Annotated in this window: 18 protein-coding genes; 12 read left to right on the forward strand and 6 right to left on the reverse strand. The window is 34.2% G+C overall.

All coding sequences use genetic code 11. From position 1 onward, the window contains the following. Window positions 1-190: 190 nt before the first annotated feature. Genes C4S35_RS14305 through C4S35_RS14325 form a run of 5 tightly spaced genes read left to right on the forward strand, consistent with a single transcriptional unit; the run spans window position 191 to window position 4,643 of the window. Entirely contained in the window at window positions 191-493 is a 303-nt protein-coding gene (locus C4S35_RS14305; RefSeq protein ID WP_104000831.1) for a hypothetical protein, read from the forward strand. Beyond that, window positions 486-1,322 carry a DUF6671 family protein gene (locus C4S35_RS14310; RefSeq protein ID WP_104000832.1) on the forward strand — a complete coding sequence of 279 codons (837 nt, stop codon included), beginning with the start codon at window positions 486-488 and terminating at the stop codon, window positions 1,320-1,322. The genes C4S35_RS14305 and C4S35_RS14310 overlap by 8 nt, the downstream gene beginning before the upstream one ends. A 3-nt stretch (window positions 1,323-1,325) precedes the next feature. Further along, entirely contained in the window at window positions 1,326-2,285 is a 960-nt protein-coding gene (locus tag C4S35_RS14315) for an L-threonylcarbamoyladenylate synthase (RefSeq protein ID WP_104000833.1), read from the forward strand. Window positions 2,286-2,288: 3 nt separating this feature from the next. Beyond that, window positions 2,289-3,641 (forward strand): dihydroorotase, encoded by a 1,353-nt coding sequence (locus C4S35_RS14320; RefSeq protein WP_104000834.1) that lies wholly within the window; start codon window positions 2,289-2,291, stop codon window positions 3,639-3,641. Between the two features lie 36 nt (window positions 3,642-3,677). After that, complete coding sequence (locus C4S35_RS14325) at window positions 3,678-4,643, forward strand: sodium-dependent bicarbonate transport family permease (protein WP_104000835.1); 966 nt, start codon at window positions 3,678-3,680, stop codon at window positions 4,641-4,643. A 924-nt stretch (window positions 4,644-5,567) separates the two neighbouring features. On the opposite strand, the gene C4S35_RS14330 is transcribed toward C4S35_RS14325, so the two are convergent. The 3 genes from C4S35_RS14330 to htpG all read right to left on the reverse strand — a co-directional run bounded on the left by C4S35_RS14330 (window position 5,568) and on the right by htpG (window position 9,549). Next, window positions 5,568-6,671: a S41 family peptidase gene (locus tag C4S35_RS14330; RefSeq protein ID WP_104000836.1), complete on the reverse strand. Its 1,104-nt coding sequence runs from the start codon at window positions 6,669-6,671 to the stop codon at window positions 5,568-5,570. A gap of 1 nt (window position 6,672) precedes the next feature. Then, window positions 6,673-7,110, reverse strand: a complete 438-nt coding sequence (locus C4S35_RS14335) for a MarR family winged helix-turn-helix transcriptional regulator (RefSeq protein ID WP_104000837.1) — start codon at window positions 7,108-7,110, stop codon at window positions 6,673-6,675. A 537-nt stretch (window positions 7,111-7,647) separates the two neighbouring features. Continuing rightward, window positions 7,648-9,549 (reverse strand): molecular chaperone HtpG, encoded by a 1,902-nt coding sequence (htpG, locus tag C4S35_RS14345; protein WP_104000839.1) that lies wholly within the window; start codon window positions 9,547-9,549, stop codon window positions 7,648-7,650. A 185-nt stretch (window positions 9,550-9,734) separates the two neighbouring features. Here htpG and C4S35_RS14350 point away from each other — a divergent pair, with 185 nt between their 5' ends. The 3 genes from C4S35_RS14350 to C4S35_RS14360 all read left to right on the forward strand — a co-directional run bounded on the left by C4S35_RS14350 (window position 9,735) and on the right by C4S35_RS14360 (window position 11,975). After that, on the forward strand, window positions 9,735-10,208 hold the full coding sequence (locus C4S35_RS14350; protein WP_104000840.1) for a lipocalin family protein: 474 nt from the start codon (window positions 9,735-9,737) through the stop codon (window positions 10,206-10,208). Window positions 10,209-10,226: 18 nt separating this feature from the next. Beyond that, the gene (locus tag C4S35_RS14355) at window positions 10,227-10,922 is read left to right on the forward strand and encodes a YiaD family glycine zipper/OmpA-like lipoprotein (protein ID WP_104000841.1); all 696 of its coding nucleotides are present in this window, start codon (window positions 10,227-10,229) and stop codon (window positions 10,920-10,922) included. A 105-nt stretch (window positions 10,923-11,027) separates the two neighbouring features. Then, a complete protein-coding gene (locus C4S35_RS14360) occupies window positions 11,028-11,975 on the forward strand; it encodes an ABC transporter ATP-binding protein (protein ID WP_104000842.1) in 948 nt (315 codons plus the stop codon). Between the two features lie 215 nt (window positions 11,976-12,190). On the opposite strand, the gene C4S35_RS14365 is transcribed toward C4S35_RS14360, so the two are convergent. Then, entirely contained in the window at window positions 12,191-14,647 is a 2,457-nt protein-coding gene (locus C4S35_RS14365) for a S9 family peptidase (protein WP_104000843.1), read from the reverse strand. 303 nt (window positions 14,648-14,950) lie between these two features. Here C4S35_RS14365 and C4S35_RS14375 point away from each other — a divergent pair, with 303 nt between their 5' ends. Beyond that, window positions 14,951-15,958, forward strand: a complete 1,008-nt coding sequence (locus C4S35_RS14375; RefSeq protein ID WP_104000845.1) for a 3-oxoacyl-ACP synthase III family protein — start codon at window positions 14,951-14,953, stop codon at window positions 15,956-15,958. 84 nt (window positions 15,959-16,042) lie between these two features. Here C4S35_RS14375 and C4S35_RS14380 read toward each other — a convergent pair whose 3' ends face one another. Both C4S35_RS14380 and C4S35_RS14385 read right to left on the reverse strand, forming a co-directional pair. Further along, window positions 16,043-18,433 (reverse strand): TonB-dependent receptor, encoded by a 2,391-nt coding sequence (locus C4S35_RS14380; protein WP_104000846.1) that lies wholly within the window; start codon window positions 18,431-18,433, stop codon window positions 16,043-16,045. Window positions 18,434-18,660: 227 nt separating this feature from the next. Next, window positions 18,661-22,947, reverse strand: a complete 4,287-nt coding sequence (locus C4S35_RS14385) for a T9SS type B sorting domain-containing protein (RefSeq protein ID WP_104000847.1) — start codon at window positions 22,945-22,947, stop codon at window positions 18,661-18,663. 202 nt (window positions 22,948-23,149) lie between these two features. On the opposite strand from C4S35_RS14385, the gene argS reads away from it, so the two are divergent. From argS to C4S35_RS14400, 3 genes are all read left to right on the forward strand, one after another. Continuing rightward, window positions 23,150-24,928 carry an arginine--tRNA ligase gene (gene argS / locus C4S35_RS14390; protein WP_104000848.1) on the forward strand — a complete coding sequence of 593 codons (1,779 nt, stop codon included), beginning with the start codon at window positions 23,150-23,152 and terminating at the stop codon, window positions 24,926-24,928. A gap of 52 nt (window positions 24,929-24,980) precedes the next feature. Further along, window positions 24,981-25,697, forward strand: a complete 717-nt coding sequence (locus C4S35_RS14395) for a hypothetical protein (RefSeq protein ID WP_104000849.1) — start codon at window positions 24,981-24,983, stop codon at window positions 25,695-25,697. A 158-nt stretch (window positions 25,698-25,855) separates the two neighbouring features. Beyond that, a partial coding sequence (locus C4S35_RS14400; protein WP_146059561.1) for a transposase occupies window positions 25,856-26,145 on the forward strand: 290 nt, incomplete at its 3' end.

A 26,145-nucleotide genomic window follows, 5' to 3' on the forward strand; every position in this document is an offset into this window, starting at 1 on the left:
AAGAAAAAAAAATTAATTATTATGAAAAATAAAAACATTATTTTGTTCATTGGAGCGATATGGCTCATCTGTGGAATCCTTTTGACTATCCTTGAGCCCAAAAACATCTTTTTTACTTTATTTTTGGGAATCGGAATATTTTTTACTACTTACAAATTACCAAAAACTCAAAAATTATTATATAATAGCTATGGAAAAAGAATATCAATTTAAGCTAGTTGAAGGTCAATTCGCACCATCGGAAGCGGGTAAAGTACTATTTTCGTTAATCAATAATAAGATTAATTATCATAATTTAGAAAAATTTAGTAATCAAATTCGATTTGATGAAGACAATTCGCATTCAAAAACGAGGCTCGAAACTCTTTCTGAGGCTTCAGCTTACATCAAAGATCTCATCAGCGAAGCATCCTTAAAAAATATGGAGCTAAAAATTGAAGGTGTAATTCAAATTGTACTCCAACCCAAAAGCAAAACAGAAGTGGATGTTTAAAGACAGGAAATTGCTTATTGCAACCAAACATCACAAAGAGCAGGTGATTGCTCCAATTTTTGAAAAAGGTTTAGGTGTTCACTGTTTTGTTCCGGAAGAGTATGATTCGGATATTTTCGGCACTTTTTCAGGCGAAGTGGAGCGAAAAAACACGGCGTTAGCAACGGTTAGAGCTAAATGTTTGACGGCAATGGAGGAATTTGATTGCGATTTAGCAATAGCCAGCGAAGGTTCTTTTGGTTCACATCCTTCTATTTTTTTTGCGCAGGCTGATGATGAGTTTTTAATTTTCATCGATAAAAAAAACGATTTACAAATCATTGCCAGAGAACTCAGTTTGGAGACTAATTTTTATGGAGAAAAAATCCATAATAAAGAAATGCTCTTGAATTTTGCAAACAGAATTCAATTCCCGTCACATGCCGTAATTTTGAGAACCGAGGCGAATGACTTAACTGCGATAAGTAAAGGGATCACTACAATGAGTCAATTGGAGGATACTTTTCAGCAGATAATGAACATGCATGGGAGTGTTTATGCTGAAACCGACATGCGTGCGCTGTATAACCCTACTCGTATGGGCGTGATAAAAGTAGCGGCGCAAAAATTATTGGAAACTATAAAAACCGAATGTCCAAGCTGTAAAACACCTGGTTTTTGTGTCACAAATGTCAAACAGGGCTTGCCTTGTTCCTGGTGTTCAGCGCCCACAAGATCTACCTTGAGTTTTATTTATGGGTGCAAGAGCTGCTCTTTTATTTCCGAAAAAATGCATCCACATCAAAAAACAACTGAAGAACCAGAATTTTGTGATTTCTGTAACCCTTAATACATGAGTATAATTAGTAATTCAATTACAAAAGCTGTTGCCCTTTTAAATGAGGAGCAAATCATAGGAATTCCTACCGAAACGGTTTATGGTCTAGCAGGGAATATTTACAGTTCAAAAGCCATAAAAAGTATCTTCACAATGAAACAAAGACCACTGTTTAATCCCTTAATTGTTCATATTAAGTCGGTAAATGATTTGCATGAAATAGCAAGAGCCGTTCCTGAAAAAGCCTTAATTTTAGCGAAAGCTTTTTGGCCGGGACCTTTAACTTTGGTTTTAAAAAAGCAAATTGCCATTCCGGATCTAGTTACTGGTGGCAAAGATACTGTAGCGGTCAGGGTGCCAAATCATCCATTGACTTTGGCGCTGCTGAATCAGTTAGCCTATCCTTTAGCTGCTCCAAGTGCTAATCCTTTTGGCTGTATCAGTCCGACTACAGCAGCACATGTAGCCGGTTATTTCAAAGATTTGTTGCCATTGGTTTTGGATGGAGGAGCTTGTGAAAGGGGAATAGAATCGACCATCGTAGGATTTGTAAACGGTGAGCCTGTTGTATACCGCTTGGGTTCTTTGGCTTTGGAGGATATTGAAGCAATTGTAGGACCGGTAAAAATGATTACCCACGATGAAATCGCTCCAGCGGCACCAGGCATGTTTTCTAAGCATTATGCGCCTTTGACGACCACTTTTTTGACAGCTGATGAGATGGAAAAGCTGAAAACGTTTCCGCAGCAAAAAATAGGAGTTTTAGTATTGCAAAAAGAGATTGATGATCCAAAAATTGTGCAACAGGAAATTTTATCTTCCACAGGAAATTTAGCAGAAGCGGCGTCGCAATTGTATGCTGCTTTGCATCGATTGGATAATTGCCATCTCGACTGCATTATAGCGGAACGATTTCCAGATGTTGGCTTAGGCAAAACGATAAACGACCGACTGCAAAGAGCCACAAAAAAATAATATATGGATACTATTATCAGAAACGCAACTGTAGTTAACGAAGGTCAAATACGTGTTTTAGATGTGTTGATATCAGCAGAAAGAATTGAAAAGATAGCTCCATCGATTGTCGTAAACCCAGCTAAAAAAATCATCGAAATTGACGCAACAGGACTTTATCTGTTACCCGGCGTGATTGATGATCAGGTTCATTTCAGAGATCCCGGATTAACCCATAAAGGCACCCTTTTTACGGAATCTGTGGCAGCTGTGGCTGGTGGTATCACCTCCTTTATGGATATGCCCAACACGATTCCCAATACGCTGACACAAGAATTATTAGAAGAAAAATACACGATGGCGGCGGAGAAATCAATTGCTAATTATTCGTTTTTTATGGGTATTTCAAAAAATAACTTGGAAGAAGCTTTAAAAATAAATACCGAAAATGTATGTGGAATTACAGATGATGGGCTTTATTTTAATAATGATGAGGGGATTTTAGCCAATTATCCAGAATTTTTGGAGCAACTTTTTTCAAGAACCGACACGTTGGTGGCTTTGCACAGTGAAGATGATTCACTGATAAAAAAGAACACGGAGGATTATAAACGCCTTTACGGAACTGAAATTCCTTTTTTTTATCATTCCCTTATTCGGGATGAGGAAGTTTGCCTAAAAGCTACCAAGAGAGTACTTTCTATTGCTGAAAAATACCACACTCGCTTACATTTATTTCATATCTCAACTTTGGCGGAAGCCAAATTATTCGATAATAAAAAGCCAATTAGAGAGAAGCGAATCACCGCCGAGGCTTGTGTGCATCATCTTTGGTTTTCAGATGCCGATTATGATAGACTGGGCTCCAAGATCAAATGGAATCCCTCCATAAAAACAGAGCATGATAGAAAAGGTTTACTGCAGTATTTGCTCAATAATTCAATAGATATTATTGCAACGGATCATGCTCCTCATACAGTTGCCGAAAAAGCAGGAAATTATTTTCAGGCGCATTCAGGCGGACCATTAGTGCAGCATGCGCTTTTAGCAATGTTAGAATTATTTCATCGTGGCGAAATTCCTTTGGAGAAAATTGTAGAAAAAATGAGCCATAATGTAGCCGAAATTTACAAAATAAAAGAACGAGGCTATATAAGGGAGGGCTATTTTGCGGATTTAGTTATAGTCGATTTAAATAAAAAACAGGAGGTAACCACAAGTTCTCTTTTATATAAATGCAAGTGGTCTCCTTTTGTAGGACAGGTTTTTAAAAGCAGCATTATTTCAACTTTTGTAAATGGAAATTTGGTTTATGAAAAAGGACTTGTAAAGACAGATATAAAAGGAAAAAGATTGCGATTTGAAAAAATAAGATAGTCAAAATGTGTAAAATAATTTTAAAATAATTAAAATATGAATCTTAGTTTATTACTGGATAATTTAACTAATCCGGCCTTGTTGTTTTTTGTTTTGGGAATTATAGCAGTCTATGTCAAAAGTGACTTAGAAATTCCTGAGAATACCTCTAAATTTATATCGCTGTACCTTCTTTTTTCAATTGGTTTTAAAGGCGGACAGGAATTAGCTCATAGTCACTTTACTCTAGATATACTGTGGTCGATCGTTTTTGGGGTATTGATTGCAGTATTAATTCCATTCTATACATTTTTTATTTTAAAGAAAAGGTACAGCATTGAGAATTCGGGCGCTATTGCGGCGGCTTATGGATCCGTGAGTGCAGTTACCTTTGTAACAGCCATCTCTTTTTTAGAAATTCAAAACTACAATTTCAGCGGTCACATGGTTGCTGTAATGGCACTAATGGAGGCTCCAGCTATTATTATTGGGGTAATCTTAATTCGGCTGTTTAGTAAAGAACATGTTCAGAAAACTAAAATGAGTACAATTGTTAAACACTCGTTTACTAACGGAAGCGTACTCTTGATTCTTGGAAGTTTGGTTATTGGGTTTTTGGCCAGTGAGCAACAGGCTTTAGGAATTAAGCCGTTTACCACTGATATTTTCAAGGGGTTTTTGGCTTTATTTTTATTGGATATGGGAATTGTTAGTGGACGAAAATTAAATGATTTTTTCAAAAGTGGCTGGTTTAGCGTCTTTTTTGCTGTTGTTTTCCCATTGCTAAACGGATGTATTGTTGCTTTTTTAAGTCAATTCGTTACCGATGATGTTGGGAATCGTTTTATTTTTGCTGTCCTAGCGGCGAGTGCTTCTTATATTGCCGTTCCGGCCGCGATGAAAATAGCAGTTCCAAAGGCGAACCCCGGAATATTTTTACCCATGGCTTTGGCGGTAACGTTTCCTTTTAACATTACTTTTGGAATGCCTATTTATTTTTCAATTGTGTTGTATCACATTTAATAAGGTGCTTTATCCAATGCAGTTTAGTATATTAATTGTTGTTTAAAAGAAGTGCATACCATGGTAATTTTTTAAACAAAAAAACCTGCAAGTTTGCGCTTGCAGGTTTCAATTATTTTCTCTAAAGTTTAGGGAGAAATTTTATCTAATCATCTTAAAACTCCCGTTAGCGCGAATTTGCAATCCGTGCCCATTACAGTGCTCAATTAAAAATGATATACAATCCTTTTTTTTTGAAATTTTTAAATTGCGGATTTTTCTTTACAGATATTCTATGTGTGCAGGGTTGCTAATCCGTGAGATCGAGCTTCTGAGGATGCATAGCCATTAGTACACGATTTTTAAAAATATTCAATAATAAAAAAATAAAAAAATGCCCATATTATTATAAAAAATAGTCCAAGGTATACGTTATTTAAATTTTTATTTAAGTCTTTTTTAATTATTAGTCGGTATAAAATCCAACCTATAAAAACGATTACTAAACCTATTGCCATTACAATTCTTGACATAATTTATTTTTTTTTAGTATGATATGATTAATTCCTGCTAGTGCCTATTGCAATTTATATTTATTTACTCTTGAGAATGTTGACGAGCGGGACGCTCGCTCTAGCTGGATTTTTTTTTTAATCTTGTAAAAATATCCACCCAACCCATTGTAGTCATAGTAATAAAATAAGCATCTTCGGTTGTTGTGGCTTTATACTTTGTCGACATATTTTGTGTTATTTGTATTGTTTGCTCACTATTGTGGGCACAGTTTGCAAAACTGCGCTAACGATTGTGGTATATCGGCGCGATCGGGAGCTAACGACTGTGGTATATCAGCGCGATCTTGGTTTGCAGAAAATATGATGCGAAACGGTAATTCCACTAAATCACACACTAGCTCAAAACGGCTGTTAGTGGCTGGCAAATTATTTACAATTCTTTTTCTAATTTATGTATTAATTCACGTATTTCAGTTTCGCTCAATTCTGTTTTGTTTCTAATTTTTAATAACTCATTTAGAGCTATAATATGAGCTTTTGTTAATGCACTTTCTTTTTTGACTATTTCATTTGGAATAACACCAATTTGCTCCCAATTATTTTTTGTCAACATTGCAGTAATTTTGCCATTTGGAACTAATAATAGATATTTATTGTCAATAATAAAATGGTCAACAGGATTTGCTGCACCTCCTGTTTGTTCTCCTATTACTTTTGCTATTCCGTATGATTGCAAAAAATATGATAAGCCTTCGGCTGCTGAAAAGGTATTTTTACTTGTAAGAATATAAACCTGTTTATTGAGATATTTTGTTCCTTTTACTTTATTTCGTGTCCAATTTTCAATGTTTTTACCTTTATTTCTATAATATGCATCATATAGTTTTATCTTGTTATTAAAAAAGTAACTACAAAATTGTAGTAACATTCCACCATCGCCACCACGATTTTCTCGTAAGTCAATAATTGATGAATTTGTATTTGCAATAAAATTCATTGCTGATGCCAATGCAGTTTCACTTGCTTTTGGTTCGGCAAATCCTTTGAAATTTATATATCCAATATTTCCATCAAGTCTTTTTATATTTTCAAAACCAAAATTTTCAAGGCTATTGGAAAAATTGTCTGATTTTTGTTGTTCTTTTTCATTTACTATGTTGGGTTTAGTTTGATTATCACTAAAATATTTAACAAAAAAATGTTTATCTTTAGTTACTGTTCTTAAATAAGTAGTTATTTTTTTTGCAAATTCTTCGTTAGTTAAATTTTTAAAATTAGCTGTTTTTATTTCCAAATTTAGTAAAGAATCGGTTTTAAGTGCAATATCAGCGAATATGTAATTATCCTTTATTTTTTCACCAATTTCGGTTAATAAATTTGCTCTGTTTTGTTGAATAGTATCCAAACTTTGACCAAATGAAAAGGTTGACATAAAATACAAAAAGAATAAAAATAAGTTTTTTACATTTTTGATTTTAATTTTGTTAAAATGAAATATTACGCTTGATTTAGTTATTTGATTTAGTTTTCCCATTTTATTTTTTACAGTTCAAGATTATTTTAGTTAGTATTTTGTCAAGAAATTCCATTTCATCTTGTGATAATCCGTCAAGAGCATTTTGTCTGTTTTTGTTTATAATTGGTGATAATAATTCAATTGTTTTTTTTCCTTTTTCTGTGATTTCAAGGTTAAATTTTCTTCTATCTAATTCGTTTATTTTTCTTGTTAGATAATTTTTCTTTACCATTAATTCAATTATTCGTGTAATTGAAGCGTTATCTTTAAAAATTAATTCTGCGATTTCTTTTTGAGAATAATTAGAATTTTTATCGAGAATTATTAGTAATAAGCATTGGTCAACAGTTATATCACTTACAATTTTCCCTATGTTTTTCTGCGAAATTTTCCTATACTCTTTTATTGTTTGTTCAATAGTATAAAGAACAGTTCCTGTTGGATTTTTTTGTTTCATTTAAAATTATTTGATGCGAATATAATTGATATATCAATTATAAAAAAATAATTTAAAATTTATTTTCTGTTTTTTATTTTTGGATTTAAAAAAGGTTTGTTTTTAAAATAATGTTTCTTGTGCAGATTGCTTGCCACTAACTCATTTATATGTATGACAAAACCATACAAAGCCACCCAATTCTGGGTGGGTATGTATGATAACAGTCATACTTTATTTTAATTCAAATATATAAACAATTCTTTACAAAAAGTTAAAATAATTATTTAATAAGTGAACTGGTTTGAGTGGTTTTGATGAATATTATTTTGAAAACAAAAACATCCTAAATAGCCCCGATAGCAGTGAAAATCCTTTGCTTTGGCGTCAGCCAAAAGCAAAGATTGTAGCGCATAGCGGGACGATAGTGATTCTGAAAAACAATCGTTTTGCTCCAAAAAAAAAGCTGCCCAAGGTTGGACAGCTTTAGTATTTTGGATATTCCTAAGCAAGTTTAGAATAGCGATTCACACTTACTTCATAAAATAGGTTCTCTGCTTATTTAATCAGCTCAAAACTTCTTTTCACGAAAGCAGTCAACGCTTCTCCTTTTAATAGGTTTTGTGATAATTTAGCTAAGTCAAGCGCTTGTTTGACCAAACTTTCCTGAGCATCTTTGTCTTTGTTGTTCAGGATGCTTGTTGCCAATTCAGAGTTAGTATTTACTACTAAATTGTACATTTCCGGCATATTTCCCATTCCGAACATTCCACCGCCACCAGACTGACTCATTTCCTTCATTCTACGCATAAATTCTGGTTGCGTGATGATAAATGGTGAAGCATTACTATCTAAAGCTTCCAGTTGAACCGAATAATTTTGTTTCGGAACAATGGCTTCTAAAACGGTTTTCAAGTTGGTTTGCTCTTCCTCCGATAATTTAGAAATAGTAGTTTCCTCTTTCTTGATTAAATTATCAACATGATCCGAATCCACACGTACAAATGTCATGTTGCTGTTATCGCCTTCAATTTTTTGGATTAAATGCGAGATAATAGGAGAATCAAGCAATAATACTTCATATCCTTTGTCTTTTGCAATTTCGATATAAGAGTGTTGCGCTTCTTTATTTCCAGCATATAAAACTACTAATTTTCCGTCTTTATCCGTTTGGTTCGCAGCAAGATTTTCTTTTAATTCTTCCAGAGTGTAATATTTCCCATCAACTGTTGGATATAAAACAAACGCTCCTGCTTTTTCGTAGAATTTATCTTCAGAAAGCATTCCGTATTCTAAAACGATTTTGATATCGTTCCATTTTTGTTCAAAATCTTCACGGTTTTCAGTAAACAACGATTTTAATTTATCAGCTACTTTACGCGTGATGTAATTGGAGATTTTCTTCACCGCAGCATCCGCTTGCAATCCAGAACGAGAAACGTTCAACGGAATGTCCGGTGAGTCTATAACTCCTTTTAACATCGTCAAAAATTCAGGTACAATTCCTTCTACATTATCCGTAACATACACTTGATTTTGGTACAATTGGATTTTGTCTTTCTGAATTTGTAGATCAGAACCTAATTTTGGGAAATACAAAATACCGGTTAAGTTGAACGGATAATCAACATTCAAATGAATGTGGAATAACGGTTCTTCAAACTGCATTGGATATACTTCTCTATAGAAATTTTTATAATCCTCATCTGATAACTCCGTTGGTTGTTTCGTCCAAGCCGGGTTTGGGTTGTTGATGATGTTGTCAACTTCTACTTCAGTAAAAATTTTGTCTTTATCTTCCGCAGCAACTTCTTCACCCTTTTTTTGTTCAATTTTCTCCGTTTTAGTTCCAAATTTAATTGGGATAGGCATGAACTTATTGTATTTGTTCAGTAACTGATTGATTTTTGAATCTTCTAAGAATTCCAGAGAATCTTCAGCAATATGCAAGATAATTTCTGTTCCGCGAGTAGTTTTATCAGCAGGCTCTAAGGTAAATTCCGGACTACCGTCGCAAGTCCAGTGTGCAGCAGGTTCATCTTTGAATGATTTAGTGATGATTTCCACTTTTTCAGCAACCATAAAAGCAGAATAGAAACCAAGACCAAAATGACCAATAATTCCAGAATCTTTAGCTGAATCTTTGTATTTATCCAAAAACTCTTCCGCACCAGAAAACGCAACTTGGTTGATGTATTTTTCCACTTCATCAGCAGTCATACCTAAACCTTGATCGATGATGTGCAGTTTTTTGCCTTCCTTATCGATTTTCACCTCGATGATTGGGTTTCCGTATTCTACTTTGGCTTCGCCAATGCTGGTTAAATGCTTTAATTTAAGTGTTGCATCTGTTCCGTTAGAAATTAATTCTCGCAAGAAAATTTCGTGATCGCTGTATAAGAATTTCTTGATTAAAGGAAAGATGTTTTCTACTGAAACATTAATTTTACCTGTTGTCATATTTGTAAATATTTAAGTTTAATCTGATTGATTTATTCTTTCAAATAGAATACCAATTATAAATGAAGTGACAAATTGGCGGAACTGTTAATTATGATATAAAATGATTTAATTTTGAAACTATTTTATTTTTTATCTTTTGTATCTTTGTAGTAATATTAATATTAATATCAAATATTTAAAAGATGAAAAAAATTATTTTATTATGTGTATTGTCTGTTTTGATGTTCGCTTGCAAGTCAACATCAGCAACAAGTACAAATATAGATTCGAAAGCACAAATTGCTATGAAAGGAAATTGGGTAATCAATTCTGTTAGCTATCCTGGTTCTCAATATGTAAAAGTGAATTCATTACAAATTGCTGATTCAGATTGTTTTGTAGGAAGTACGTGGAAGTTTGTTTCAAACAATAACAAAGGGACCATGGCTTTGACAAAAGCAGGTTGTACGTCATTTAGTTCACCAATTACTTGGTTTGTAAATAAAGACAAACAATTTATATTGAAAGTTCTTAATGCAGGTTTGAAAGCCAAAAAAGTTAAAGAAGGATACATTCTTATGTTAGCAAACCAAACTCCAACATCATTTCAATTAATTGATAAAATTGATGTCGCTGGTAAAATGACTGATGTAGTTTACCAATTTCAAAAAAACTAATTAATTAAAAAGACAGATATGAAAAAGATTTCGATAGTTGCGTTAGCAACATTAATGACTATGGGTTCAATGTTTACAAGTTGTGAAGCATTAAAAAACACCAATAACGCACAAAAAGGAGCTGGAATAGGAGCTGTTGGTGGTGCGGTTATAGGAGGAATTTTAGGAAATAACCTTGGAAAAGGTGGAAAAGGAGCACTTGGTGCTGTTTTAGGTGGTGTTGTTGGTGGAGTTGCCGGTAGTGTTATTGGTAATAAAATGGACAAACAAGCAAGAGAAATCGATGCTGCACTTCCGGGAGCTGAGGTGGTTCGTGTAGGAGAAGGTATCAAATTAGTTTTGAATGAGAATGCAGTACGTTTTGATACAAACAAATCTACTTTGACTACTACTGCAAAAGCTAATTTAGATAAATTAGTTCCGGTTTTTAAAGAATATCCTGATACTGATATTATTATTTACGGATACACTGATAATACTGGTACTGCCACTTATAATTTGAAACTTTCTGCAGCGAGAGCGGCATCAGTTAGAAGTTATATAGCTAGCAAAGGAGTTTCTTCTGCCAGATTTCAAACAACTGGTTTAGGAATTGCTGACCCAATTGCATCAAATGAAACTGTAGACGGTAGAAGTCAAAACCGTCGTGTTGAGTTTGCTATTACTGCAAATGAAAAAATGATTCAAGAAGCAAAAGCGGAAGTGAAAAACTAACGTTAGAATATACTAAAAACAAAAGCTGTTTCGTAATGAAACAGCTTTTTTTTTGGCTTTTTATTTAAATTAAACAGTGTAAATTTGCGCTCTTAAATCACAATGATGCTTGAAATTAAAAACATTTCTTTTACTTATATTGAAAATCCTGTTATTAAGAATGTTAGTTTTACAATTGGCAAAGGGCAAAATATAGCCGTTATTGGCGAAAGTGGCTGCGGCAAAAGTACGTTACTAAAACTCATTTACGGTTTATACGATGTTGATCAAGGTGCCATTTTGAATTATGAAAAACCAATTCTGGGGCCTAAGCACAATCTTGTTCCAGGTGAGGATTACATAAAATATTTAGCGCAGGATTTTGACTTGATGCCATACACAACTGTTGAAGAAAATGTAGGCAAGTTTTTGTCGAATACAAATAGTAGTGCTAAACAAGCAAGGGTTCAAGAACTATTAGAAATGGTAGAAATGACTGAGTTTGCAAAAGTAAAAGCAAAATTACTAAGCGGCGGACAGCAACAAAGAGTAGCTTTAGCAAGAGTTTTAGCGGTAGAGCCAGAAATAATTTTGTTGGACGAACCTTTTAGCCAAATTGATACTTTCAGGAAAAACTCTTTACGCCGAAATTTATTCCGCTACCTAAAAGAAAAGGGAATTACCTGTATTACAGCTACCCATGATAGCACGGATGCATTATCTTTTTCTGACGAAACTATCGTAATGAAAAATGGAGCTGTAATTGCGAAAGGGAACTCAAAAACCTTGTATGAAAATCCAGCGAATAAATATGTTGCTTCTCTTTTTGGAGAAGTTAATGAGATAAAATTATCGCAATTAATTGAACTTGAGGACGACCATGACGAACTTCTTTTATTATATCCCCATCAGTTAAAAGTAGTTGATAACGGAATGATGAAAGCGGTTGTAAAACAGTCCTACTTTAAAGGAAGTCATTATTTAATTAAAGCGGCATTTGAAAAAAGAGCAATTTTCTTTGAACATGATTCAGAATTAGAGTTCAATCAAGAGGTGACATTGATGTTAGCTTAGGAAGCTACGAGCAGTGTTCTGCGATCAGTGTTCAGTAATTTTAGTTCTAATAACGATTATAAGTGGAAGCTGTTTTCTCCTTTTATAACGGTGTTGCAGTAAAAGAGTAAACCCCAAAACGAGTAGTTTTGGGGTTATTTCTATTTCCTTTCATAAAAGAGGTCCTTTTTTATCAATATGTTATAATGATTACAGGATAAAAGAAACCACTTAAATTATAAACTTTTGGCAATTTTTGTTTTTTCTGTTTTTACTTCCTCATTATTTTTTAAATACTTTTCTAAAAATTGATCTTGTTCCCAAAGTAAATGCAAAATATTTTCTTTTGCCACATAACTATGCGCTTCTTTTGGTAAAATTACCATTCTGGCTGGAGCACCTAATCCTTTTAAAGCTTGGAAATAACGCTCGGTTTGCAAAGTAAAAGTTCCAGGATTATTATCGGCTTCACCGTGAACCAAAAGCATTGGCGTTTTCATTTTGTCCGCATTCATAAAAGGTGACATTGTATTGTAAACATCCGGTCTTTCCCAGTAGTTGCGTTGTTCACTTTGGAATCCAAACGGAGTTAAGGTTCTGTTATAAGCGCCGCTTCTTGCAATACCACAAGCAAAAAGATTAGAATGCGTCAATAAGTTAGCAACCATAAAAGCACCATACGAATGTCCGCCGATAGCGACTTTTTTCTTGTTTATATAACCTAAAGCATCCACTGCATTTATTGCCGCTTCCGCATTATCAACTAATTGCGACATGAAATTATCATTTGGTTCTGTCGTTCCTTCCCCGATAATTGGAAATGAAGCATCGTCCAATACTACATAACCTTTGGTTACCCAATAGACAAAAGATCCATAATAAGGGAACGTAAATTCATTCGGGTTTTGATTGCTTTGCCCTGCTGATTTTTTGTCTTTATATTCTGCCGGATAAGCCCAAATCAATAGTGGTAATTTTTCTTTTTTTACTTTATCATATCCTTCTGGTAAATACAAAGTTCCTGATAATTCTACACCATCTTTTCGTTGGTATCTGATTACTTCTTTACTGACATTTTTGATGCTTTCAAAAGGATTTTTAAAAGTGGTAATTGGTGTTAAACTATTTTTTTGTTTGATGTTTCTAAAGTAATAATTTGGATAATCATTTTTAGATTGAATTTGAACTAATATTTCTCCTTTTTTGAAATCTTCAATCTCTAATAGATCTTCTTTTTTATCTTTATAAGTTGAGGTATAAAGGCGTTTTGGCTGTAATGTTTTTAAATTAAATTCATCAATAAAAGGGAATTGTCCGTCTTTTGTAAATCCATTTCCAATACGATAGGCGTTATCATTTTCGATAGCCAACACATATTTATTGTACTGGTTCTTCCTGGTTTCAAAATTCCCGGGATCAGAATAAATATCCTGTGAATTTCTATCAGAAATTACTTTTGGTTGTTGGTTTAAATCGGATGGGTTTATCAAATACGTTTTGGTATTTCGAGTATCATACCATTCATCTGAAACAATCGCTACGTTATCATTTCCCCAAATTACATTACTAAATCGTTGTGGTGTTTTTACCAATGAGGTTGCAGCGGCATTAAAAGGAGCATTCCAAAGAAAAACTTCATCTCTAAAATCAACTTTATTGGCTTGGTCTCCTTCATCTAAAGCGACAACATACGATAATGTAGCTGGTTTATCATTTCTCCAACTCATTTCTCTTTTTCCTTTGCGAACCGCCATAAAACCTTTTGGCATAATTTCGTTGAGAGCCACTTCATTAACTGTTTTTATTTCCGTACCATTTCTATCACAAACTACTGATTTTAATGGAAAACGACTCAACGGAACAATATAAGAAAATGGTTTTTGAATAGTGGTCAGCATCAAATAATTGCCATCTGGAGAGAAACTTTCTCCGGCATACGTATTGGCAGTTTTGAATAATGTTGCTGTTCCGTTAATGTTTACTTTATACAATTCAGAAGTAATGATGTTTTCAAAATTGATTTCGTCATTTTTGTTTTTCAACATGTCCGGATAGGTTCTGTTTTGTGATTTTGAACCGTTAGCATTTGAAATAATCGGACCTGTTGGCAAATCTTTTTTGGCATCTAATAAGGCGGCTCTGTTTTTTGGCAGCATTTTTACCAAAATAGTTTCGTTGTCATTGAACCAACTGAACGGGTTTCCTAGATTAGCATTTACTGTGGCTTCTGTTAATTTTGTAGCTTTTGCAGCAGCAACATCTAATACCCAAAGTTGCACTCCCGTATTTGTAGTATGAGAGAATAAAATTTTCTTGTCATTTGGTGACCAAGATATATTACTAATACGTGGGTTTTCAGGTAATCCTGAAACTTGGATTTCATTTTTTTCTTTTATTTTTCGTAATTTGATGTTGGTGATGTAGGTAACAGTACTCGAAATATTGGTTACCGGATTGATCCTTAATCCGCCTATTCGCAATTCTTCCTGGTTTAAATCATCTAAAGTTTTATAAGTATTTCGATAGCTTAGTAGCATATATTCTTTTTTGGTATCCATTGATACCGAAGGAGCTCTTTCATAATCTGCTAAATCTAAAATGGATTTAGATGGTTTTTGGTAGCTCAAATTTTCTTGTGCAAATGCGGTTAATCCAAGGCCAAGAAACAATAATAAGGTAATTTTTAATTTCATTTGTTGAAATGTTATCGATTAATAGAAATGTTATTGTTCTGATTTGTCTTAAATAATTGAATATTGTTACATTGGGAATCAAATGTTTGTTTTATCCTCGAGCCCTAGCCCAGATAAAAGTGAAAATCCTTTTCTTGTATCGCTTTTTTTTAACGATACTAGAAAAGATTGTAGCGGATAGCTGGAAATAGCTCCTAAAAAAACAGATAAAAATGATAAGTTGCCAAAAAAGTAGTAATTTGTGGCCTGATGTTTTAAAGAATATTTAAATTTGCATCCTTGATTTAATAAAATAACAAAAATATGTACCATTCAAAAATAGCAGGATTAGGATTTTATGTTCCTTCAAATGTGGTCACTAATGACGATTTGTCAAAAATTATTGACACAAACGATGAATGGATTCAGGAAAGAACAGGGATTCAGGAGAGAAGACACATAATAAAAGGTGAAGATACTACCACTACAATGGGAGTAAAGGCGGCTGAAATTGCAATTGAGCGCTCTGGAGTTGCAAAAGAGAATATTGATTTTGTGGTTTTTGCAACCTTAAGTCCTGATTATTATTTTCCTGGACCAGGAGTTTTGGTTCAACGTGATTTAGGTTTAAGAACCGTTGGTGCGTTAGATGTCAGAAATCAATGTTCCGGTTTTGTATATGCTTTGTCAGTAGCAGATCAATATATTAAAACAGGAATGTATAAAAATGTATTGGTTATTGGATCCGAAGTGCATTCGACAGGACTGGATATGACTTCTCGAGGCAGGGGCGTTTCCGTAATTTTTGGTGATGGGGCAGGAGCGGCAGTTTTGAGCAGAGAAGAGGATTTGACTAAAGGAATTTTATCGACTCATTTGCATTCAGAAGGACAACATGCCGAAGAATTAATTGTAAAAGCACCAGGAATGGGTGGCCGTTGGGTTACTGATATTCTTGCTGATAATGATCCGGATGACGAAAGTTATTTCCCTTATATGAATGGACAATTTGTGTTTAAAAATGCAGTGGTTCGTTTTAGCGAAGTAATAAATGAAGGTTTACAAGCGAATAATTTACAGGTTTCAGACATTGATATGTTGATTCCGCATCAGGCAAATTTGAGAATTTCTCAATTTATTCAGAAGAAATTTGGATTGACGGATGACCAAGTCTACAATAATATTCAAAAATACGGAAATACAACAGCTGCTTCTATTCCTATTGCTTTAACGGAAGCTTGGGAAAAAGGAAAAATAAAATCAGGTGATACCGTGGTTTTGGCTGCTTTTGGAAGCGGATTCACTTGGGCAAGTGCAATTATAAAATGGTAGTATAACTTAATTTTATTTTTAAAGCAAAAAACCCGGAGTTGGCAAACTCCGGGTTTTTCTTTGTAACAAATTATTTCAAATAATTTATAAAAGCCCACCACTACCTTGGGTTTCATTTTTGTCACGTTGTTTTCTTTGAATTGCTTTATTTTTTCCACTACCAAAACGGTAATTGAATCCTATATATGCTGATTGGCTTTCCCAATTAAATTCACCGTTTGATTTATACGGTCTGTCGCCCTCGAATGAGAAATGCATGGTCTTAAAAATATCGCTGAAACGGGCGCTGATAGTTCCGCTTCCTTTCAAAATGTTGTAACTTGTTCCGATGTCCATTTTCCACATTGGATTTCTTTGAAATTGTAGGCTTAGGTCACGCCCTCTATACATTGCTGATAGTTGAAGACGTAGGTCTTTTGTCGCTTTAAATGTATTGCTAATTCGAGCATTGAAGGCGGTGGCATTAACACTTACAAATTCGAAATTACCAGGAGTAACTTCAATCGTTCCTTTTACTTTTTTCTGGTAAGCATCTAAACTGATATTAGCACTCCACCATTTTTTAAAATCTAAATTTCCTGAGATTTCAAATCCAAAGGCATCATTGTTTTCGAAGTTATCGTAGGATAATATTTGTTTGTCGCCATTGGTAAACAATACTCGAGTAATTTCGTCTTGAATTCTTCTATAAAAGATACCTGAAGTAATTGACCCTATTTTGGTTTTTTTTGTATAATTCAATTCATAGGAATTGGTAAATTGAGGGACAAGATCTGGATTCCCTCTGGAGTCTAATGTAGGGGTACTAAATTCTCTAATTGGATTTACTTGCGACAGGCTTGGTCTGTCAACTCTTCTCGAAAAACTTAGGTTGAAGGAGTTCTTATCAGTTAGATTATAGGTTAAAAAGGTAGAAGGATAAATACTTAAAATATCATCTTTGAATTTGCCATCTGCTTGACCAGCTTCTTTAAATAAGGCCTCCGCATTGTATTGCTCCAAACGTGCTCCTGCTTGAAAACTCCATTTTTTCCATTGTTTTCCTAAAGTGGCATACGCTGAATAAAGTGTTCTTTCGTAAGTAAAGTCCGAATTGTATGCATTGTTTAGAAAAAAACTATTAGCAGTACTTTCATTTCTGCTTTCCAATCCTAACTCTAATTTAGTGGTTTCCGTCAGTGGATTTATGTAATCAAGATTAATAATCGTGTTTTTACCCAACGTTTTTACATCATTTGTAAAAGAGGTTGTGGTGCCATTTTCATTGGTGTAGAATGCTTTTTCAGGGCTGTCATTTTTATTGTAATTCACTTCTAATTCTAAATTATGTCCTTCTTTTTTAAAATCTAATTTATAATCAAAATTATAAGTTTCAGAGTGGTTTTCGCTTTTATTGTCAAATAATTGGAAGCGGTCATTGGAAGCTGAAGAAACGTAATCGACTTTAGTATTTCCAAAATCTTTGCCTCGAGAAATATTTTGATTGGTATAAAAAGAGAATGTGTTTTTCTCATTAATATTGAAATCAAATCCAAGTTTAGCTAAATGAGACGTGTTTTTAGAATTCATGTCAAAAATCTGCGTATTTTCATTATTCAACTCCTTGCTATTTATGAAGCCGTTGTTTGAATATTTGCCATGATTAAAGCCATAATTTCCGAAGAAATTAAACTTTCCAGATCTGTAATTTAAGTCAAGAGATGAATTTACTTTTGGAGTTTTACCAAAGGTTACGCCATTATTAATACTTCCGTTAAATCCAAGTTTACTGTTTTTATTCAAAACAATATTGATAATTCCGCTCATTCCTTCAGGATTGTATTTTGCCGATGGATTGGTGATTAATTCAATTTGTTTTATAGAAGCTGATGGAATTTGTTGCAAAACCTGCGCGGCATCCATAGTAGTTGGTTTTCCGTCGATTAGTATGCGGACATTAGAATTTCCTCTTAAACTGATGGCATTCGTTTGCGGATCCACGCTTACTGAAGGAATATTATTCAGGATTTCTCCTGCAGTTGCTCCGGCAGAAATTAAATCTTTCCCTACGTTGATAATTTTTCTGTCGATTTTTTGTACAATTGTTGATTTTTCACTTACTACTTCAACTCCCGACAATTGAACCGCATCTTCCTCTAAGGCAATTGTATTAAAATTGACGCTATTATTTTCTGATAATTTTGCTGATTTTGAAATTGTTTTGTAACCCATAAATTGGATTTCAACAATGTAATCTTTTAAGGCTAAATTTTTTATTTGAAAAGTTCCTTTGTCAGATGTGATGGCACCAGTAACGACTTTGTTGTTTTCCTTTACCACAATATTTACATACGGCAACGGTTCATTAGTCTTTTTGTCAGTAATTTTTCCAGAGATAATTCCGGAGTTTTCCAGAATTGCTGGTTTGACCGAAGTTTGCGCCTGCATTGAAAACAACGTTCCAATAAAGCAGATTAAAGATAATTTTAGTTTCATAATTGATTTGATTTAATTGATTGATGATGCAAATGTAAATATTTATTTTAATATTATGTATTACAAAGTACTATTTTATACATAAATAAAATTTTTTTGGTTTTGAATGTACATAATAGACTGATGAGGCTCAATTTTGTTACACACATTCTGCATTTTTATTTGTTTAAATAACAAAAAAAAAGGGCTTTCGATTAGAAAAGCCCTTTTAAAGAATACAGTAGTATTTATCGTTTGAGGGAAAAATGAGATTTATATTCTTTAGTGATAGTGTCTTCGGTATACGAGATAGAAAACCAATAATCATCCGCTGGTAGCGCATAACCATTGAAAGTTCCATCCCAACCAGAGCCATTTGGAAATAATTCTTTTAGCAGTTTTCCATAGCGATCAAAAATATATAATTTTAAATTTTCGCTATTTGGTATTCCAGTAATATTCCAAGTGTCGTTAAAACCATCTCCGTTTGGAGTGAAGAATTTAGGGCTGTTAATCAGTCTCACTGTTATTGGATTTGCGTAGGTTCCACAATTGGCATCGCTAACCGTTATTCCGTGAAGTCCGGAACTTACATTGTTAAATACGTTACTGCTTTGAGGTGAACCTCCATCTAATGAATACAAGAAATTACTTCCATCTCCTACAAATGGGATGGCATTTACAGTTATGGTTTGGTTATCCGTAAACCATCCGCTGGTTGTAAATGTTACGGAAGCGGGTTTCGAAGATTCAATAACTGTAAAAGGAATGATGTCTGAGGTACAACCAAATATCGATAAATTGGCAACAGTGAGTGTGTAGTTGCCAGGTTCACTTGTTGAAAAATTTTCTTTTGTACTTACCAAGGTCCCGTCTTCTCTTTTCCATTCAAAGGAGTATTGCGGCCTAGTGAATCCACTTTCAATAAAAGCATCAGTCGTGATTCCGGTATCAATATCAATACAAATAGCTGGAACGGTAAGTACTGGTTTTGGTTTTTCGATGATCGTAATTACCATTGGTTTTTCAGCAGGACAAATAACCGTTGCAGATGTTCCTGACTCGGCATACACATAAATAGTGGTTGAAGCAGTGATGAAATCCCCCGGAAATTTTTCAGTGTTGTTGCTTCCCGGGCCACCTGGATTTGTAAAATATCTTGTTACAGGTGTTGAATAGGAAGGCAGTTCATAAGATTCGCATCTGGTTACAGGCGCAATAGTTGTTATCGTTGGGCTATTATAAATGGTTATCGTAAAAGGGTCTTCATCAGTACAAGTAACTCTATTGTTATTCTCTACGTAAACATATATCGTTGTCGTGGTAGTTATTGGGGAATAAGGAGGGAGCAATCGTACTCCAGTTCCATTTGGACCACTTGGAGCGGTGTAATAACTTCCCATACCTACGATGGCTGGTAAGTTAAAACTATTACAAGCATATTGATCTTCTTTGTCATTTACAAAAGTAACCAAAACGTCTATGCTGTATTCTGAAACGCAGGTGTTAGGTGCTGTAGCTGCGACATAAACATAGATTATTTTTGAAGTTGTCAAAACGGTACCAGCCGGTAAAACAGGATTAGTTGGCGATGGACCACCAGCAAATTCGTAATATTCCCCATTTCTTAAATCATCTAAAATATAACTTTGACCACATCGAATAACTTCTACAGGTTTTGCATCAATTACAGGAGATTTATTAATGGTAATTAGGAATTCTTCTTCAACATAACAAGGTCCACTTACAGCTTTATCATAGAAGTACATTTTTTGAGTTGTGGTAACCGGAAATCCCACTGGACGAAGTTGTCCAGTCCCTAAAGGTCCGGTGTAATAGTTGCCTGAATGTGCCACAGTAGGTAAATAATAGACATCGCAGTGAGGGGTGGTATCTGGTATTACTGGTAAAGGAGCAATATTTACCGTAACAGTAAAGTCTAAATTATCGGTGCACGTTTGTCCAGTAACATAAAACCAAATAGTTGTAGTTGCATTAATTAATGTTCCAGCAGGAACAATATTTCCTCTGCCGGCAGCAGCAGTTCTATATTCTCCAACGGTCAATGCAGGGAGACCGTAGGCAGAACAGGAATTTACATCTGTTGGAGGTGTAATACTTCCCACGCTAATAAAAACCGTGAAGGTTTTTTCGTCAGCACAATTTTTTGGAACCGTACCACTCTCTTTATACACATAAATAATGGTCGTCGTATTTATTACTGTTCCTGCAGACAAAAGGGATCCACTTTTATTAGTACCAGTATAATAAACACCACCATTTGGATCAACGGGCAGCGTGTAGGAAGTACATGCAAATTGATTTGGATAATTCGGCAATACACTAAATGGTATTATTGTTATATCAAATGGGTTTTCTTTTGTACAAGATGGTGTAACAGTGGTATCTTCAAACCATATATATATTCTGTTTAATCCTGTAGTATTCACTGTAAATCCAGCTGCTAACTGGATATTTCCCGGAGTAGTAGGGCCACCGCTTTGAGTGAAATATTTTGCATACGGTAAAGCTGGAAGTGAATATTGTATACAATAGGTTTCAGAAGCTGGTGTGATTGTGTCTAAATCAGCAATGGTAACATTAAAAGAATCTTGGTTGACACACACTCCAGATTGATTAAAAACATAAAGGTTCATTGTGGTAGTGTTTATAACATCGCTGGCAAAAAGTTGTGTTCCAGTTCCGTTACTTCCACTCCAGTATTGCGCTCCAGCTTTTGTTAATGGTGGGAGTTTGTAAGAGGTGCATACAAATACATCTGGTAATACATCTACTTCTGGTAAAGGGGTGACAATCAAATTAAAACTGGTAATAACATAACAACTGGGATTTGAAATGTTTTGTAATCGGACCCATAATGTTGTACTTGGCGATAATAATTGGTTGCTCGAATTTAGAGTTAGGATATTAGTATTGCTTTTTGCTTCCGTTTCTGAGGAGTGAAAAGTGAGGATGTTGTATGAGGTGTTTTGAGAACCAGTAATGGACGCAATTTGCGACGTTAAGTTGAAATTAGCTTTAAGAGGGGTTTCAGATAAATTCCTGGAGCATAATGTATTATCAGCAGGCATATTTGCAATTAGTGGCGATGCAACAATCAGTAATTGAAAAGATCTAATTTCATAACACAACGTGTTAGGGTTTTGAATTCTGACAAAAATTTGTTTGCCACTTTCCGTACTCGAAATAGTCTGAAGAATTGATATTGCGGCAGTATTTCTCCTAGCATCTGCATCAGTAAAGTAATACGTGATGATAGTATTTGCAGGTAAATCATCTAAAACACCAGCTGTGCCAGTAGATTGGTTAACTCCAGCCAGAATGATTGAACTGTTTTTATTAAGATCAAAATCATAAGAGGAAGCTCCTGAATCACACATGTAAATGTTAGGAACATTTGTAATTACGCCAATCTTGGGAAAAATTTCTATTGTGATATCATCCGTCACTTCGATGCAACCGGGTTCTTTGTATGTGACACTGTAATTATGAATTCCAGAACCAACTATTGGGTTAACTGTGTTGAGGTCTAATGTTTCCCCTGTTTGTGGTGGTGAAAATGCTACTCCTTGTTTTTTCCATACGAAAGTAGTTCCCGAATCTAAACCTGCGGCGGATAATATTGGTAACGTGTTTCCCGGACAAATTGCAGCATTGTTTGCCGTTGTGTAATCCAGTCCTAAAACATTTTGCCCGATATTAAAACTATTGGCTTGTAGAAAAATAGCAGAATCATAACCCGTATTATTTCCTCCGTCAGCAATAACTAATTTAATGCGATACACGTGCGTAATGTCTAACCCAGTTGCCGAAGCTAGCATTGAAACTGTTTGTCCGTTGAAATTTATGGCCGGGCCAAATCCACCTCCGTTAAAAGCACCAAAATAGTTAGGACTGGCGGAAGGACAACTAGGATTATAAGCTATGTCTCGTATGGTTTCAACAGATACCGGGATGGCTGTGCTTGGTATTACTGCTAAATTTACATTTGTACCTCCGGCTGTTACATCTTTTAAAAGAAAAGCAAAAGCATCGGAGAAGCTACATTGGGAAGTCCCATATTCTTCAGAAGCAAAAAGAAAAGAAAAATCGAAATTGGGTGTTTTGGGTTGGAAATCAAATTCGATATAACTGGCATTTATTGAATTAATAGTTATTCCGGACTGCGAAAGTAAATTAGCTTCTAAATCTGAATCGCCCGACCATGCTGGAATACCATCGCTTAGAATAGTAGTATTGGGTGCCGGAATTTTAGTCACATCTCCCGTGCTTAATACAACTCCGTTGGAAAATGGAAAGGCAGAATTAGTATTTTCAAAATAGCCTATTCCGTTGGATGATCCATAAGTTGTTCCTGTTCTCGAAGTTACATTGATACCCTGAACACATGGCGAATTCACTAATACTTTATTCACCAATTGGTCAATCGTGTATTTCGTAGTGTTTATTGTAACGGATTGGGAGTGAACGGTATATAAAACCATCAACAATATAAAAATAAGTGCCTTTTTCATGTATTAGGTTGTTACTTTGCATAGCAAAAATAGTGAAAATTGAATTATTATTTTTAAAAAATGTTAAAATTTTGTTAACTAAATTCTAAATAAATCAGTAGAAAGATTTTTTTTATTGATTAATGTTTTTAAGACTTAATTGAGTAACTTTTTTAACCAGATTAAAGAATTAGAATTATCTTTGCACTTTTAAATTTATACCATGACATTACCACAGATTCTTGCGCCCTCTATTATAAAAGCTGTAAAAGTTTTATTTGACGTTACGATTGATAAAGTTGAATTTCAAACTACACGCAAGGAATTTGAAGGCGATATTACAATGGTTATTTTTCCATTGTTGAAAGTTGTTAAAAGTAATCCGGTAGAATTAGGAAATAAAATCGGAAACTATTTAGTAGAAAACCTTGCTGAAGTAAGTCGTTTTAATGTCGTTTCAGGATTTTTAAATATTGTTATTTCTGACGAATATTATATCAATTTCTTTAATGAAATTAAAAATGATGCCAAATATGGTTTCGTTACTCCAAATCCCGATGAAAAAGCGGTGATGGTGGAATATTCTTCTCCAAACACAAATAAACCGCTACATTTAGGACACGTTCGTAATAATCTTTTGGGTTATTCAGTTGCGGAGATTATCAAAGCTTCTGGGAAAAAAGTATATAAAACCCAAATAGTAAACGATCGAGGAATTCATATTTGCAAGTCAATGCTAGCTTGGCAAAAATTCGGAAACGGACAAACTCCAGAAAGTACAGGTTTAAAAGGAGACAAATTAGTTGGAAATTATTATGTGGCTTTTGATAAAGCTTATAAAGCAGAGATTGCTCAATTAATGAGTGAAGGTAAAACGGAAGAAGAGGCCAAAAAACAAGCGCCAATAATTCTGGAAGCCCAAGAGATGCTATTGAAATGGGAAGCTGGTGATAAAGGTGTAATTTCACTTTGGAAAACTATGAACCATTGGGTTTACGATGGTTTTGCCATTACCTATAAAAATCTGGGAGTTGATTTTGATTGTTATTATTACGAAAGCAATACCTATTTATTAGGCAAAGATGTCGTTCAGATTGGTTTAGAAAAAGGAGTATTCGAAAAAGATCCTGATGGCTCTGTATGGATTGATTTGACTGATGAAGGTTTAGATCGTAAAATAGTGCTTCGTTCTGATGGTACTGCGGTTTATATGACGCAGGATATAGGAACTGCAATACAGCGTGTGAAAGATTATCCAGATGTAGGCGGAATGGTTTATACCGTGGGTAACGAACAAGATTATCACTTTAAAGTATTGTTTTTAATTCTGAAAAAACTCGGTTTTGATTGGTCTAAAAACCTATTTCATTTATCATACGGAATGGTAGATTTGCCTTCTGGAAAAATGAAAAGCCGCGAAGGAACTGTTGTAGATGCAGATGATTTGATGCAGGAGATGACGGATACGGCTCAAAAAATTGCTGAAGATTTAGGGAAATTAGATACTTATTCAGCAGACGAAAAAGCAAAATTATATAATACGATAGGTCTTGGAGCTTTAAAATATTATATTTTGAAAGTGGATCCTAAAAAAAGAATTCTTTTTAATCCCGAAGAATCAGTTGATTTTGCTGGAAATACTGGACCGTTTATTCAATACACTTATGCCAGAATTCAGTCGATTATTCGTAAAGCAAATTTTGATTTTTCTAATAAATCAGAAATAGTAATGCTTCATGAAAAGGAAAAAGAATTGTTGAAACAACTGGAGCTATTTCCTGAAGTGATACAAAATGCGGCGCACAATCACAGCCCTGCATTGTTAGCAAATTATACTTATGATTTAGTACGCGAATACAATTCCTTCTACCAAGCGGTTCCTATTTTAGGATCAGATGTGGCTAATGAAAAAATATTCAGAGTGCAACTTTCGAAAAAAGTAGCAGATACTATTGCGGCTTCATTTAGACTATTAGGTATTAGTGTACCGGAAAGAATGTAATAATGGCATATTTTTTGCGTTAATAATTACTTAATAATTTAAAAATATAATTATGAAAAACTTTTCAATTTTAGCATTACTTGCACTTGTAATAAGTTCTTGTACAAATGATTCCACTTCAGGAGGGAATGTAACCTTAAAAGCCTCCGCGGTTTCTACAACAGGTAAGACTTCTTTAACTGCGCGTGTGGAAGCCTCTACAGTAGTTTTCACTGACTTTAAGATTAATATTGCGAAGATCAAATTTGAAACCGATATGGAAGATGCGATGCACAGTACGGATCCAAAGCATGATGACGTTAAACTTTACGGGCCTTTTTTATTGGACTTGCTCGATCCAAACCTAACATTAAGCCCATTTATTACCTCTGTAAATGTTCCGAATGCTAGATATGAGGAAATCGAATTTAAGTTTGAAAAATCCACTTCAGTTGGTGAAATGAATGGCAAGACTTATTTGATTAAAGGAACCATTAATGGGAAACCATTTATTATCTGGAGCGACAAGGATGCCGAACTTGAAATGGATTTTGAAGACCACAACAAAGATTTCACTGTCAATAGTAATGATATGTCTTTAAATATTAAAATACATCTTGATGCTTTAATGACTAGATTAACAACTTTGGCAAACCAAGGACTATTGTTAGATACCGACGGAGACGGAGTTATCGAAATTAGTACTGGTAGTGATGATAGTCATAATGATCTTGGGGACTTAATAAAAGATTTACTAGAACATGGAACAAATTTAGACGATAAGGATTAATCTTCAGTTTGATTGATTGCATAATAAAAGAGGCTATCTTAAAAAGGAGGGCACTGAAAAAGTCTTTTTAAGAATTACTTGTTAATAAAAAGCAGTAGAAAACTATAGTTTTCTACTGCTTTTTTCGTATTTTTAACTGTAACCATAAGGCTTTTTAGATGTTAGTACAGCAACAAAAAATTCAGTTCAGTCCGTATTCTTCATTATATGATTTAATCGTTCCCCAGGATAATTTGCTAAGGAAAATCAATGATTTGATCGATTTTTCATTTATCTACGATGAGTTGTTAAATAAATACTGTACAAATAATGGTCGAACAGCGGAAAGTCCTGTGCGTATGTTCAAGTATTTACTTCTAAAAACAATTTATACCGTTTCAGATGTTGATGTAGTGGAGCGCTCCCGTTTTGATATGTCTTTTAAGTATTTTTTGGAAATGGCACCAGA

Origin of the sequence: Flavobacterium urumqiense (genome assembly GCF_900108015.1) — a bacterium.
In the GTDB taxonomy this organism is placed as follows: Bacteria; Bacteroidota; Bacteroidia; order Flavobacteriales; family Flavobacteriaceae; genus Flavobacterium; species Flavobacterium urumqiense.